Origin of the sequence: Zhongshania aquatica (assembly GCF_027257955.1) — a bacterium.
In the GTDB taxonomy this organism is placed as follows: Bacteria; Pseudomonadota; Gammaproteobacteria; order Pseudomonadales; family Spongiibacteraceae; genus Spongiibacter; species Spongiibacter aquatica.
Genome location: NZ_JANZNQ010000002.1, coordinates 41,277 through 55,575, shown reverse-complemented (window position 1 = coordinate 55,575; position 14,299 = coordinate 41,277). Strand labels below are relative to the sequence as shown.

Here is a 14,299-nt window from a genome sequence, read left to right as displayed (position 1 = left end):
TACATACTACATGGAGAAAAATATGAAGAGTAATCGTATCCACTATCTGATGTGCACGTCATTGGTGTTTGTTTTAAGTTTGGCTGCGCCGGTATTTGCCGCCGACGTTGCAGCCAAGTCTGAAGCTAGTGAGGGCTTCACTAAAGAGGAGGTTCTAGCAAAAGCCGATTCCTTTTTTGGTGAAACAACGGCGGGTTTAGCCAAGGCCATTGAGAAAGTATTTGAAGAGCAGGGAAGCCCCAACGCAATTATTGCTGGGGAAGAGGTTTCTGCGGCTCTGGGTGTCGGTGTTCGCTATGGCCAAGGTGAAGTGCAGCGCTACAACGGCGATGTGTTGCCGATCTTTTGGCAGGGTCCGTCTGTCGGATTCGATATGGGGGCAAATGCCTCTAAAGTATTTACCCTCGTCTATCATCTAAATGACATCGAGCAGCTTATGCAGCGCATTCCCGGCGTAGATGGCAGCTTTTATGTGGTAGCGGGTGTTGGTGTAAATTATCAGCAAAATGGCGACCTGATCTTAGCGCCGATTAGAACGGGAGTTGGCTTGCGTGCTGGCGCGAATGTTGGTTATGTACACTACAGCGATAAGAAATCATGGATACCGTTTTGATTTCCTTACAACAATGTAAAAATAAGGGGAGCAATTGCTCCCCTTATTTTTTAAGTCCTAAAACTCTGTTGTCTAGTCTTCCACTTCCTCGATTTCCGCTTCCGTTTTTTCAACCGCGTTTTCTGAGTTAGTTTGTAAGTGCCTGCGGTAAAGCTCGTTTAAATAGACCGTCAGATGATTGACGACAATTTGGGTGCGAAGAGACACTGGAATGTCGAAGGCATGCTGTGCGTCGGGTAATTCGGCATAGCTAACGGCTTGTTGTGACACTTCTTTCAATGCCTCGTAAAGCACTCGCGATTCTTGCACGGGCACTAATGTGTCAGCTTCACCGTGAATAAGTAAGAAGGGTGGTGCGTCCTTGTGTACCCAGTATAAAGGAGAGGCTTGCCGCCATAGCTCCGGTGACTCAGCTCGGGTTTTCTTAAGCACTTTTGCTGAAATCCACTGACTTAAGGATTCACTGCTACGTTGACCTTGGCTATTTAAAAAGTCGTATACGCCATAGAAGGGGATGCAGCCTTGTACACTTGTGTCAGCATCCTCAAATCCCGGTTGAAACTCGGGTGCATTGGCACTTAATGCGAGTAGAGAAGATAAATGCCCGCCAGCCGAGCCGCCGGTGGCGATAACGAAATTTGGGTTGCCGCCATATTCGCTAATATTTTCTTTTATCCAATGCAGTGCTCGTTTGCAGTCAATGATGTGATCTGGGAATGTCGAACCTGGGCTAAGGCGATACTCGACGGCAACGCAGACCCAGCCATTGGCTGCCATCTGGTTCATCAATGGCAGCGCTTGCTCGTTCTTACTGCCCATCTTTTCTAGCCATGCTCCGCCGTGCATTTGAAATAACACCGGTGCATTTTTTGGGGTGTCTGCTCGGTGATAAATGTCTACGCGCAGCGAGCGGCCAGCGACGCGAGAGTATTCGATATTCTTGCGGCGTTGCACATTGGGCAGTTTGTAGTCGAAGGGTTTTGCCAGACGTTTTGCATCTGCTTCAATTAGCAGCGAACTGCTGGTATCTAGAGTTTGTTCCGGGCTTAATTGCAATGCATAGCGCACGGCTTGCGCCATGATGGGGTCGGCGCGTTGAGCACGAAAATAGAAAATGGCTATGGCTGCCCAACTACAAATGGCAATCGCCAAACCCAAGGCATCGCTAAGACCACTAAGTTCGCCGACCATAATAATAAGTAGGGTTAAGGCGACCTCGATTGCGATGATATGTATCGCGAGTTCCCCGGTTAGAAAACCGAATATAAAACTGAGCACGCCAAGTAATTCAGGTGCAGATTTATGGGGGTGATAGACGTTCCATGCCGTCCAAGCCCAAATTAGTGATAACAGCAACATAGCTAAGTCTCTTTAATGAGGTCGCGATGGGGAAATTTGTGTCCATAATAGGATATGTGAATGACGATCTCTACCATGTGGGAATTAGCCGCCAGATCCCGTGTCTTAATGGCGGCTAGTCACCGTAGCGAATGCGAACAATGTGGTAGTTTTGGTTGCCGGCGGGGGTGGAGACGATGACCTCATCATCGAGTCGCTTGCCCAGCATGGCTTTTGCCAGTGGCGAATCCATTGATAATTTGCGCAGTGCTAAATCGAATTCGTCGGGGCCAACAATACGATATTCGCATTCGTCGCCCGCGTCGTTTTCTACGGTCACCCATGCGCCGAAGTAGACTTTGCTGTGATCACTGGGGGTATGTGAAACAACAGTTAGCTCCTCTAAGCGTTTGGTGAGAAAGCGAACTCGGCTATCTATTTCTCTGAGGCGTCGTTTCCCGTAAATATAATCGCCGTTTTCTGAGCGATCGCCGTTCTTCGCCGCTTCGTGTACGGTGGCAGTTACTTGAGGGCGTTCTATTTTCCAGAGTTGGCGAACTTCGTCGCGAAGCGCCTTCTCGCCCTCTGGGGTAATATAGCAGGCGCCTTTAGGTTGGGGTGGACGGTAGCGAGACATAATATTATTGGGTACTTTATTTAACGAATCATAGCGCGCTATGGTAGCGCAGCGGTCGCCATTAAAGGATAGCGAATAATGAAAAGTTGGTTTGTAGCAGGGCTTGCACTGTTGGGTATTACCGCCGGTGCGCATGCAGAACTGAATTTGAACGGCAGTTTAGAGCAAGGTGGGCTGATATGGGCAATGGTTGCGCCCGGCAGTTCTGCGGCACTGGATGGTAAGGCGCTGGCGGTTGCAGAAAATGGTTTGTTTGTGGCGGGCTTTGACCGCGACGCGGGGCCTACGGCAAGCCTGAAAGTCTGTAGCCCCGAAGGAGAGTGCGCAGAGCAGCAGTTAAGTATTGTACAGCGTAGCTACGACGTACAGCGTGTTAATGGTGTTCCTCAGCAAACGGTTACGCCACCTGCAAGTGTTTTAGAACGAATTCGGCGTGAAGGCGCCTTGGTGAGTAAGGCGCGTAGTCAATTCACCACTAGGCAGGATTTTGTAAATGAATTTAAATGGCCGCTGCTTGGCCCCATTACGGGTGTATTCGGCAGTCAGCGTGTCTATAATGGCAACCCCGGCCGGCCGCACTATGGATTGGATATCGCGGCGCCCACCGGTACGCTGGTATCGGCACCGATAGATGGTGTTGTGACCTTAGCTTACCCAGACATGTTTTACTCTGGCGGCACCTTGATTATTGATCATGGTTTGGGCGTGTCTTCGACCTTTATCCACCTCAGTAAAATATTGGTAGAGGAAGGGCAGGAAGTTAAACAGGGAGATGCCATCGCAGAAGTAGGGGCGACAGGGCGCGCAACCGGGCCGCATTTAGACTGGCGGATAAACTGGTCTGATCGGCGGCTTGATCCTGCACTGATTATTGGCCCAATGCCTGCGCACGATCAAGCGGCAGGGCACTAAGAACGGCGCTACAAAGAACCGATTGGCGTCGTGACGACGCTGAAAAACAATGAATTTGAGTGTGAAGAAACCAATGATAGATAAGAAACTATTAGAAATACTGGTATGCCCCGTTAGCAAAGCACCCTTAGATTACGATCAAAAGCGCAATGAATTGGTGTGTCGCGCAAGTGGCCTTGCTTACCCGATCCGCGACGGGATTCCCGTCATGCTAGAGTCTGAAGCACGTGCGTTAACCACGGATGAGAAATTAGGCTAGTTTCAGCTTTATTTGCGGTAGATGTGTTGCGCGGCTAAGGTCGCGCTAACCGCTCAAACCCGATACAAATACCCGTAATTTCGATATACTTGGCGTTTTTTCGCCCAGGCTTGGTCTGTGGCGATGAGTAGTTGTGTGATGTTCATCCGCGACCGAAAAAGTGCCCATGGAGTGAGAGAGTTTCAATGAAAAGCGCCGCCATTCGCGAAGCCTTTATCAAATATTTTGAAGGTAAAGGACATACTCACGTCGCCAGTAGTTCTTTAGTGCCAGGTAACGACCCTACGTTGTTGTTTACCAACGCAGGGATGGTGCAATTCAAAGACACATTTTTGGGCCGCGAGAAACGCAACTATGTTCGAGCAGTGAGCTCGCAGCGCTGTGTTCGCGCGGGTGGTAAGCACAACGATTTAGAGAATGTAGGTTATACCGCGCGTCACCACACTTTTTTTGAAATGCTGGGTAACTTTAGTTTCGGTGATTATTTTAAACGCGACGCCATTACCTTTGCTTGGGAATTTTTGACCTCGTCAGAATGGATGGCCATTCCGGCGGAAAAGCTATGGGTCACCGTGTACGCCGACGACGAAGAAGCTTATCAAATTTGGAACCAAGAAGTGGGTGTTCCCGCAGAGCGTATGGTTCGCATTGGCGACAATAAAGGCGGCAAATACGCATCTGATAACTTTTGGTCTATGGGTGACACAGGTCCCTGTGGTCCGTGTACCGAGATTTTTTATGACCACGGTGAAGACGTGTTTGGCGGCCCACCGGGCAGTCCAGACGAAGACGGTGACCGTTACATAGAGATCTGGAACAACGTTTTCATGCAATTCAACCGTGACGCCGATGGCACTATGGCGCCACTGCCTGCCCCTTCGGTAGACACTGGCATGGGGCTGGAGCGTATCTCTGCGGTTATGCAGCACGTTCACAGCAACTACGAAATTGACCTCTTTCAGAATTTAATCACCGCTACCGCTGGCGTTTTAAATGTCAGTGATCTTGAGCATACATCGCTGCGTGTTATTGCCGACCATATTCGCTCCTGCGCATTTTTGGTGTCAGATGGCGTGATGCCGTCAAATGAAGGGCGCGGTTATGTCTTGCGCCGGATTATTCGTCGCGCCGCTCGTCATGGTAATAAGCTTGGAGCAACAGCGGCGTTTTTCCATAAATTGGTGGCACCGCTCGCGCATGAGATGGGCGAGGCCTATCCAGAGCTAGTTATTCGGCAGGCGCAAATTGAGAAGGTGTTACTGCAAGAAGAAGAGCAATTTGCCAAAACCCTTGAGCAGGGTATGAAAATCCTCGAGCAGGATTTGGAAGGGTTAACGGCGACGCAAATTCCCGGTGAGACTGTATTCAAACTTTACGACACCTATGGTTTCCCCGTTGACCTTACCGCAGATATCGCCCGTGAAAATGGTCTGACTTTAGATTTAGATGGCTTCGAATCCGCAATGGAAGCGCAGCGTACTCGCGCTCGTTCAGCATCTAATTTTAAAGTAGATTTAAGTAATGAGCTGGCACTAGACGGAGAAACGACATTCTGCGGCTACCAGAGCCTTGCTGACGATGCCATTGTTGTTGCTATTTTGCGTGATGGTCAGAGAGTGAACTCCTTAAAAGAGGGCGATGCTGGCATCATTATCTTAGATCGCACGCCATTCTATGGTGAGTCGGGTGGTCAGGCTGGTGATACTGGGTTTTTGAGCGCTGAAGGTGTTCGTTTTGAAGTGCGCGATACCCATAAGTCGGGTGGTCATCATTTGCATCACGGTGTGGTGTTGAGCGGGGTGATTGCCGAGGGTGAAACACTGCATGCCGATGTTGATAACGATGTTCGTCAAGCAACGGCATTGAATCATTCCGCGACCCATTTATTACATGCTGCTCTTCGTCAGGTTTTGGGTGAGCACGTTAGCCAGAAGGGGTCGCTGGTTGATTCACAGCGACTACGGTTTGATTTCTCTCATTTCGAAGGCGTTACCAAGCAGGAACTTGTTGAAATCGAAGGCTTGGTCAATCAGCAAATCCGCCTTAATACCCCTGTACAGACTGAAGTGATGGACATGGAAAGTGCTGGTAAGCGCGGTGCTATGATGTTGTTTGGTGAAAAATACGGTGACAGTGTTCGTGTATTGAGTATGGGTGGTGACTTCTCTATCGAGCTTTGTGGTGGTACTCACGTGCAACGCACAGGTGATATCGGTGTGATGCGCATTACTGCAGAATCTGGCATTGCAGCTGGGGTTCGACGCATCGAGGCGGTCACCGGCGCAGCGGCGTTAGCGGCCTTTGACCATGCTGAGAATGAGTTGAGTCATTTGGCTGGTCTACTGAAAACTGGTCGAGAAAAGCTTGGCGATAAAGTTCAGCAGTTGCTTACACAGCAAAAGCAGCTTGAAAAAGAACTCAGCGCCTTAAAGGGTAAGCTGGCCAGTTCTGCCGGTAACGATTTGATGAGTCAAGTTGAAGAGATTAACGGCATCAAAGTATTAGCAACAAAGCTGGACGGCGCAGATGCTAAATCTCTGCGAGACACGGCAGATCAACTAAAGAATAAATTGGGTTCGGGAGTGTTATTACTCGCGGCCGATGAGGGTGAAAAAGTGTCTTTGGTTGCTGGCGTGACTAAGGATCTTACCGATCGATTCAAGGCTGGCGACATTATGAAGCTGGCTGCCGAGGCAGTTGGTGGTAAGGGTGGTGGTAGACCCGACATGGCCCAAGGTGGTGGAACAGACAGTGCAGCCATTCCGTTGGCGTTACAGGCGGCGCGTGATTATTGTCGCGGTAAATAACGCGTCGCTACGTAAATCACCTATAGCGCGCAACGAGTCATTTCCTTTAAATTTGATCTGGTGTTTAATGAGCGCCCTCTGCGGTGGGTGTTTATTAAGTAGAAGCGAATCATGAGTCTGATAGTTCAAAAATTTGGCGGTACCTCGGTTGGCACAGTCGAGCGTATAAAAGCCGTAGCTAAAAAAGTGGCAGGCTTTCGGGAGCAAGGACACGACATTATTGTCGTAGTGTCTGCAATGAGTGGCGAAACCAATCGTCTCATTGAAATGGCGAAGGCCATGCAGTCAGTGCCGACTCCGCGGGAGTTAGATGTACTGGTTTCGACCGGTGAACAGGTGACAATATCTCTGCTGTGTATGGCCTTACATGATCTAGGTCAGGGGGCTAAGTCGTATACCGGGACGCAGGTACGGATATTGACTGATGAGGCTCATACCAAGGCGCGAATCAGGGATATCGACGACGAAAAGATAAGACAGGATTTAGCGGCTGGTAATGTTGTGGTGGTGGCAGGCTTTCAAGGTGTCGATGAAAACGGCAATATCACTACCTTGGGGCGTGGCGGTTCAGATACCACCGGTGTTGCCTTGGCGGCAGCCTTAAAAGCTGATGAGTGCCAGATATATACCGATGTGGACGGGGTGTATACCACTGACCCGCGGGTTGTGAGTAATGCACGTCGTTTGAGTCGTATTACCTTTGAAGAAATGCTGGAAATGGCCAGCTTAGGTTCAAAGGTGTTACAAATCCGCTCGGTGGAGTTTGCTGGTAAGTACAATGTACCTTTGCGGGTGCTTCATGCTTTCCAAGATGGCCCCGGTACATTAATTAGCTTGGAGGAACAATCGGATATGGAAAACCCGGCGATTTCGGGTATTGCTTTCACCCGTGATGAAGCAAAAATTACTGTTTTAGGCGTGCCGGATACCCCTGGCTTGGCTTACCAAATACTGGGGCCAGTCAGCGATGCAAATATAGAGGTTGACGTTATTGTTCAAAACGTTGCCGAAGACAACACCACAGATCTTACCTTTACAGTAAGTCGCGGTGATATGGCCAAGACTGAAGCCATTGTGCGCAAGCTGGTGAAACAAACAGGTGCGCGAGAAGTCAAAACTGATGACAAGATTGCCAAAGTATCTTTGGTTGGCGTAGGAATGCGCTCCCATGCCGGTATTGCCAGCAAAATGTTCAAAACTCTGGCGGAGGAGTCAATCAATATCCAATTGATTACGACATCGGAAATAAAAATTTCGGTGGTGATTGATGAGAAGTATTTGGAGCTAGCCGTTCGGTCGCTGCATGCAGCGTTTGAGTTGGACTTGGAGCCCAGTATTTAAATTTATAACGCTATTTTCGCTGGGCTGTAGAGGGATTTACACCAGGGTGTGGCGATGGGCCCTTACAAGGAGATGCCATAATGTTAATTTTAACTCGTCGTATTGGTGAGACTTTGATGGTTGGTGATGAAGTGACCGTTACTGTACTCGGAGTAAAAGGGAATCAAGTCAGATTAGGGGTTAATGCACCCAAAGACATCGCTGTTCACCGTGAAGAAATTTACGAACGTATTCAAACAGAGAAGGACGGCAACAAGTAATACACTGAAAAAGACGCTCTAGGTCTTTGCTTATTTTCTCAGTGTGGTATCATGCCGCCCGATTCGTTGAACAGCGCTATGTGCTGATTAACGCTCTACTTTTTTGGAATTCCATCACTGGGAAACCTTAAATAGAAGAGACATCCCGGAGAGGTGGCCGAGTGGCTGAAGGCGCTCCCCTGCTAAGGGAGTATGCGGTTAATCCTGCATCGAGGGTTCGAATCCCTCCTTCTCCGCCATTATCAATGAGTTAAGCCCGCTAAATGCGGGCTTTTCTTTGCCTGAAATTTGGTGAGTACGGTAGTTGTACGGAAATTAATACCCTCTATAGTGTAGTAATTTCTTTAGGTTTGAAATCCTCTTATTTTAATACCCTACCAAGCTGAGTTTGGCTTTGGCACCAAAATCTAATCTCTAATATCTGCAAATATCCGCGACTAGACTTATCTCATTTATATAAGTTTTTTGCTGCATCGAGGCTCCCTTAAAGCATTCTAGGCTCAAGTAAAATGCCTTGGGTGGATATGCCTGAAGATAAGCCTAAAACTCGTTATGTCGTTAACTCTGGGGCGAACAAAGTCTATGACTAGACGTATGCTTGAGAGCTGTTTTTGATTAAGTGATAAACGGTAACGTCTTCACTTAAGGTTTGCCTAGGTGGCGAGCTAAGAGATGCGGCTAGGTTCTAATAGTAAAGCCTGTTCATCGCTGGTAATCTTGCCCTCAATAAAGCGAGGTAAGGATAGCCCGGTTTCCACAAGTGATTTCAGCTATTTAAGCCTCTGTGTTTTTTTAATTGGATGTTTAAGTAGCGATCTATGACGAATTCTGAAGAGCAGCAGTTCCTTAATGACCTAGAGAAAAAACTCTGGACCAGCGCCAACAAACTTTTGCCATCGCTAGACGCCTCCCAATACAAGCATGTGATGCTGGGCTTGGTGTTTCTCAAATACGTGTCCGATGCCTTCGATATTCGCCGCGACGAGTTAACAGCTCAATTTAACAATCCCGATTGCGACTACTATCTAGACCCAGCCGATTTTGATGATGCCGCATCCTACCAAGCTGAAATCGACACCGAGCTAGAGGTTCGCGACTACTACCTAGAAACCAATACCTTCTGGGTACCACAGCAGGCGCGCTGGCAATTTCTGCAAGACAATAACAAAACCGTTATTGGTGGCGCAGATTTGCCGCTAGGCGAGGGCGCTAGGTTAAAGATCAGCTCCGTCGGCCACCTTATCGACAACGCCCTCGACGCTATCGAAACTGACAACCCCAAGCTCAAAGGAGTACTAAACAAACGCTACACCCAGCTGCAAATCGACCAATCTAAGTTAGGCGAGTTAATCGACCTTATCGCCACCATCCCATTTAACCACGCCACACTGAGCAGCAAAGACATACTCGGCCATGTTTACGAATACTTTCTGGGTCAGTTCGCCTTGGCAGAGGGCAAAAAGGGCGGTCAGTTCTACACGCCCAAATCCATCGTTAGCCTTATTGTGCAAATGCTCGAACCCTTTAAGGGTAGGGTTTACGACCCCGCCATGGGCAGCGGTGGTTTCTTTGTGCAGTCTGAGCACTTTATTACCGCCCACAAAGGCAAAATTGGCGATGTTTCTATATACGGGCAAGAGGCCAACCACACTACCTGGCAGCTGGCCGCCATGAACATGGTCATACGCGGCATCGACTTTAACTTTGGCAAAGAGCCCGCCAGCACATACACCCACGACCAACACCCAGATCTACGCGCCGACTTCGTTATGGCCAACCCACCCTTCAATATGAAAGAGTGGGACACTGGCGTGAGCGACAACGACCCGCGCTGGGTTTACGGCAAACCGCCCAGTGGCAACGCCAACTTTGCGTGGTTGCAGCACATGCTTTACCACCTAGCACCCAATGGTAGCCTGGGTTTGTTATTGGCAAACGGATCCATGAGTTCCAACACCAGCGGCGAAGGCGCCATTCGCCAAGCTTTAATCGACAACGACCTAGTGGAATGCATGGTCGCCTTACCCGGTCAATTATTTACCAACACCCAAATTCCTGCATGTATCTGGTTTTTAAGCAAAAACAAAAACGCCCGCACCGCCGCCAGCGGCAGGCAACTGCGCGACCGCCGCGGCGAAGTGCTGTTTATAGATGCCCGCAATTTAGGCTATATGAAAGACCGCGTATTACGTGACTTTACCCAAGACGATTTAAACAAAGTCACCGAGACGTTTCATGCGTGGCAAATGGGCGAAGCTTATGAAGACACTGCGGGCTTCTGTAAATCTGCAAAACTAGATGAGCTGCAAAAGCACGACTACGTACTCACCCCCGGTCGCTACGTGGGCGCTACCGAAGAGGAAGGCGATGGCGAACTCTTTGCGGATAAAATGGCACGGTTAACTGGGCAATTGAAAAGCCAGTTTGAAGAATCGGATCGTTTGGAGGTGGAGATTAAAAAGAACTTGGCGGGGTTGGGTTTCGATGTCTAGTTTTCAGGAAGTTCTAATTGGTGACGTTTGTTCTGTAGGCGACGGTGCTCATAGTAAAGTTAAAAGGATTGGTGAAGGCGTGCCGTATTTAACTTCGAAAAATATAGGCCAAGGGGAGCTGAAGTTAGATAAATTGGATTTTATATCTGAAGAATCATTTGAAAAACTGTTTCCAGAAAATAGTAAAGCGACTAGAAGGCCCCGGCCCGGTGATGTGTTATTTGGAATAATTGGTACTTTTGGTAATTCATATCTTTATAAAGAAGGTGATTATTTTGGATTCTCTAGTTCTATTGGCTTGCTGAGACCTGATCCAGAAAAACTGGATTCAGAATATTTATATTATGTCGTTAGTAGTGAAGTATTTAAAAGTAATCATGCTAATCATAATGCCGGTTCTGTGCAGGGTTATACAAATATTCCAACTGTTAAAAGTTTACCGATTCCATTGCCACCGTTGGCAGAACAAAAAAGAGTTTCTAAAATATTGAAATCGCTGGACGAAAAAATAAAGCTCAACCGCCAAGCCAACCAAACCCTAGAACACATCGCCCAAGCCATCTTCAAAAGCTGGTTTGTCGATTTCGACCCCACTCGCGCCAAAATCGCAGCCAAACAACGCTGGCAAGCCTTGCACGACGTGGTCGAAACCAGCTCGCCGACGTGCTACAGCGAGACCGACGACACAGCTAAGCCAAACTCCCAAAGCCTCGACGACGCCATGAACCAAGCCGCCATGACGGCTATCAGCGGCAAAAATCCAGAAGAACTACAACAACTCAGCCCCGAGCAGCTACAGCACCTGCAAAACATCGCCGCCTTGTTTCCTGATGCTTTGGTTGATTCTGAGTTGGGTGAGATTCCGGAGGGGTGGGGGGTTAAAAAAATTGGTGATGTCGTTGAACGCTTGAAGCCCAAGAAACGATATACGAAAAAACAGATTGAGCCTTTTGGGGCGATCCCGGTCTATGAGCAAGGGGCAGATATTTTGCTTGGATTTCATAATGGTAAAGCGGGATTTTCCGCCTCGGCCGACCGTCCTCTATTCATATTTGGGGATCATACGTGCGTTACCCATTTATCATGCGAAGATTTTGACATTTCACAAAATGTCATTCCGCTTGCTGGGAGTGGCTATCCTACAATATGGGTTTATTACGCAATACAAGGTAGGCAAGAGTTTCAGGAATATAGAAGGCATTGGGCTGAGTTCATCATTAACGAAATTGTTTCACCTGCAATTGATGTAGCCGAAGCTTACTCAACAATCATTACGACCTTGTATAAGCAAAAGGAACAGCTGGTAAGAGAAAATAAAACACTCGAACAAGCTAGAGACTCATTATTGCCAAAACTCCTCTCCGGAGAGATTGAAACTGGTGAGGTTGCTTAACTGAATTATGGATAATTATGATTTTGAAAAAATCCCGTTATGGAATGACGACACTGTCAATTTTGATATTTTGTCTGATGAGGTTAATGGCCGTATTCCCGTCACTCGCTTAGAGCATTGGCAGGATTTTACGCGATTGCTTGAAGCTCCCTTTTTTAACCGGCCAAAAACGCAATTGGTTTTTCGTGGCCACCGCCGTTTCGATTGGGGCTTGATGCCGACGCTAGCCAGAATTCCTGAATCGGGCATTATTGATAAAGAACTGGCTGATACGCAACTGGACTATTTCAGACGGGCGGTAAGAGGTCGGCTTTCAAATAATGGGTTGGTATTAGAAGACGAAGAAGATGAGCTATGGGCCGTCGGGCAGCATCACGGCTTAATGACGCCCTTGTTGGACTGGACTTATTCCCCTTATGTGGCGTTATTTTTTGCTTTTTCCAAGGAGGATTCGGAAGAAGAAAAGGAGAACGATTACCGCGCTATTTATGTTTTAAATAGAACATTCATTGCTGATGATGAACTTTGCCCTGAAATACGTATGTTTGAGCCGCGGAAAGACGACCACGGTCGTTTGGTTAATCAAGCAGGTCTATTCACATTTTCACCTTATGATTCCACTATCGAAAACATGCTCGCTGACACTATAAGTGACGAAGATTTTGACGATGATGAATTGCGCAATGCGCCAGAGGAGGATCAAGCCAATATCATCGCTAAGTATATCTGTAAAATTTATATCAAAAACGAAGATCGTGAAGGCTGTATGCGGCACCTACGACGGATGAATGTTCATCATGCCAGTTTGTTCCCTGATCTTATCGGAGCCTCTGAATACTGTAATTTAATTGTTGCAGAAGAAAGACGCGAGTATGAGCTGGAACAATCGACGCGGCGCGTAAAGGAGTCTCAATTACCCGCCGTTGATACTACCAGGCCTGAAAAACCTCGGGTCTTTGAATCAGACGAGGAAGGTGTGCCTATTCTTGCCGCCATATTAGATTCGCAAGCTGAGAAGCGCGTAGAACCAGGCCGAATTCAGTTAATTGCAGAGAGGATCAATAAAGAGATACAGCAGTTGCAGGTGGTTGATTGGTACGAGCGCGAGGCGATTCTGGCGAAAATACGTTCTACTTTAAGGATTACATTGAGAAAGCTAGGTTATCCAGCTAATGCTAGGGATGTGGCTATAGCAAGCATATTGGATGTGTTGACTAAGGACGCAAAGGCTAAAGGAGTAGCTATCGATGACTAGTAGTCATCAAATTCAACTTTTTCAAGCTGCTGACGGCAAGGTAGAGCTGGAAGTCTCGCTGGATCAGGATACGGCTTGGCTTAGCCTGGACCAAATGGTGGATCTGTTTGCGCGTGATAAGTCGGTAATATCCCGCCATATATCAAACATCTTTAAGGAAGGGGAGCTGGTGAGAGATTCAGTTGTTGCAAAAAATGCAACAACTGCGGCAGACGGTAAGATCTACCAAGTTAGCTACTTTAATTTGGATGTGATTATCTCCGTCGGCTATCGGGTCAAATCCCAGCGTGGCGTGCAGTTTCGCCAGTGGGCTACAGGGGTGCTAAAACAGTATTTGGTAGAAGGCTACACCCTCAATCAGCGCCGCTTGCAGGAACGCGGCATTGAGTTTGAGCAGGTGGTACAGCTGCTGTCGCAAACACTGGCAAATCAGCAATTAGTGACCGAGCAGGGCGCGGCGGTATTGCAGGTGATTAACGACTATGCCCGCAGTTGGTCCTTGTTACAGGGCTACGATGAGCAGAGTATTGGTGATCAAACAGCCCGCCAAACTGACATGGCAGGTCTGGAGCTGGAACAGGTATTACCCGCCATTGCGGAGTTGAAGCAGGCCTTGATTGCCAAAGGTGAAGCCACCGAGCTGTTTGCTCAATTGCGCGGCGATGGTCTGGCCTCGGCGCTGGGGACTTTAGAGCAAGGCTTTGGCGACGAATGGTTTTACCCCAATGTGGCTAGCCGAGCCGCCCACTTGCTGTATTTTGTGATTAAGAATCACCCCTTGGCAGATGGCAACAAGCGCACGGGTTCGTTTCTGTTTTTGTGGTATCTGCGCAATAATCAGCATTTGCTGGCCAAACCGGTTGATGCGCTGGTTAACGACAACACCCTGGTGGCCTTGGCCTTATTGGTTGCCGAAAGTAAGCCGGATCAAAAAGAACTGATTATTCGCCTTGTGCAGCAGTTTATAACGCTTAAGGCTAATTAAAGGACTA

Annotated in this window: 12 protein-coding genes and 1 tRNA gene; 11 read left to right on the top strand and 2 right to left on the bottom strand. The window is 48.2% G+C overall.

Going from position 1 to position 14,299, the window contains the following annotated elements:
• Positions 1–22: 22 nt before the first annotated feature.
• Positions 23–613, top strand: a complete 591-nt coding sequence (locus O9X78_RS02215; protein ID WP_269617975.1) for a DUF1134 domain-containing protein — start codon at positions 23–25, stop codon at positions 611–613.
• 72 nt (positions 614–685) lie between these two features.
• Here the strand turns inward: O9X78_RS02215 and O9X78_RS02210 are convergent, their stop codons facing one another.
• The gene (locus tag O9X78_RS02210; protein WP_269617974.1) at positions 686–1,972 is read right to left on the bottom strand and encodes an alpha/beta hydrolase; all 1,287 of its coding nucleotides are present in this window, start codon (positions 1,970–1,972) and stop codon (positions 686–688) included.
• Positions 1,973–2,087: 115 nt separating this feature from the next.
• Positions 2,088–2,588 (bottom strand): transcription elongation factor GreB, encoded by a 501-nt coding sequence (gene greB, locus O9X78_RS02205; protein ID WP_269617973.1) that lies wholly within the window; start codon positions 2,586–2,588, stop codon positions 2,088–2,090.
• A 78-nt stretch (positions 2,589–2,666) separates the two neighbouring features.
• Between greB and O9X78_RS02200 the strand changes: the two genes are divergently transcribed.
• From O9X78_RS02200 to O9X78_RS02155, 10 genes are all read left to right on the top strand, one after another.
• Entirely contained in the window at positions 2,667–3,500 is an 834-nt protein-coding gene (locus tag O9X78_RS02200) for a M23 family metallopeptidase (protein WP_269617972.1), read from the top strand.
• 73 nt (positions 3,501–3,573) lie between these two features.
• Positions 3,574–3,759, top strand: coding sequence for a Trm112 family protein (locus O9X78_RS02195; protein ID WP_269617971.1), 186 nt, complete (start codon positions 3,574–3,576; stop codon positions 3,757–3,759).
• A 185-nt stretch (positions 3,760–3,944) separates the two neighbouring features.
• Complete coding sequence (alaS, locus tag O9X78_RS02190) at positions 3,945–6,566, top strand: alanine--tRNA ligase (protein WP_269617970.1); 2,622 nt, start codon at positions 3,945–3,947, stop codon at positions 6,564–6,566.
• A 111-nt stretch (positions 6,567–6,677) separates the two neighbouring features.
• On the top strand, positions 6,678–7,907 hold the full coding sequence (locus O9X78_RS02185; RefSeq protein WP_269617969.1) for an aspartate kinase: 1,230 nt from the start codon (positions 6,678–6,680) through the stop codon (positions 7,905–7,907).
• An 80-nt stretch (positions 7,908–7,987) separates the two neighbouring features.
• Positions 7,988–8,167 carry a carbon storage regulator CsrA gene (gene csrA, locus O9X78_RS02180; protein ID WP_269617968.1) on the top strand — a complete coding sequence of 60 codons (180 nt, stop codon included), beginning with the start codon at positions 7,988–7,990 and terminating at the stop codon, positions 8,165–8,167.
• Positions 8,168–8,314: 147 nt separating this feature from the next.
• Positions 8,315–8,406: transfer RNA gene (locus tag O9X78_RS02175), tRNA-Ser, on the top strand.
• Between the two features lie 579 nt (positions 8,407–8,985).
• A complete protein-coding gene (locus O9X78_RS02170; RefSeq protein ID WP_269617967.1) occupies positions 8,986–10,659 on the top strand; it encodes a class I SAM-dependent DNA methyltransferase in 1,674 nt (557 codons plus the stop codon).
• On the top strand, positions 10,652–12,052 hold the full coding sequence (locus O9X78_RS02165) for a restriction endonuclease subunit S (RefSeq protein WP_269617966.1): 1,401 nt from the start codon (positions 10,652–10,654) through the stop codon (positions 12,050–12,052). The genes O9X78_RS02170 and O9X78_RS02165 overlap by 8 nt, the downstream gene beginning before the upstream one ends.
• Positions 12,053–12,059: 7 nt before the next feature.
• Positions 12,060–13,307, top strand: coding sequence for an FRG domain-containing protein (locus O9X78_RS02160; RefSeq protein ID WP_269617965.1), 1,248 nt, complete (start codon positions 12,060–12,062; stop codon positions 13,305–13,307).
• On the top strand, positions 13,300–14,292 hold the full coding sequence (locus tag O9X78_RS02155) for a virulence RhuM family protein/type II toxin-antitoxin system death-on-curing family toxin (RefSeq protein ID WP_269617964.1): 993 nt from the start codon (positions 13,300–13,302) through the stop codon (positions 14,290–14,292). The genes O9X78_RS02160 and O9X78_RS02155 overlap by 8 nt, the downstream gene beginning before the upstream one ends.
• Positions 14,293–14,299: the final 7 nt, after the last annotated feature.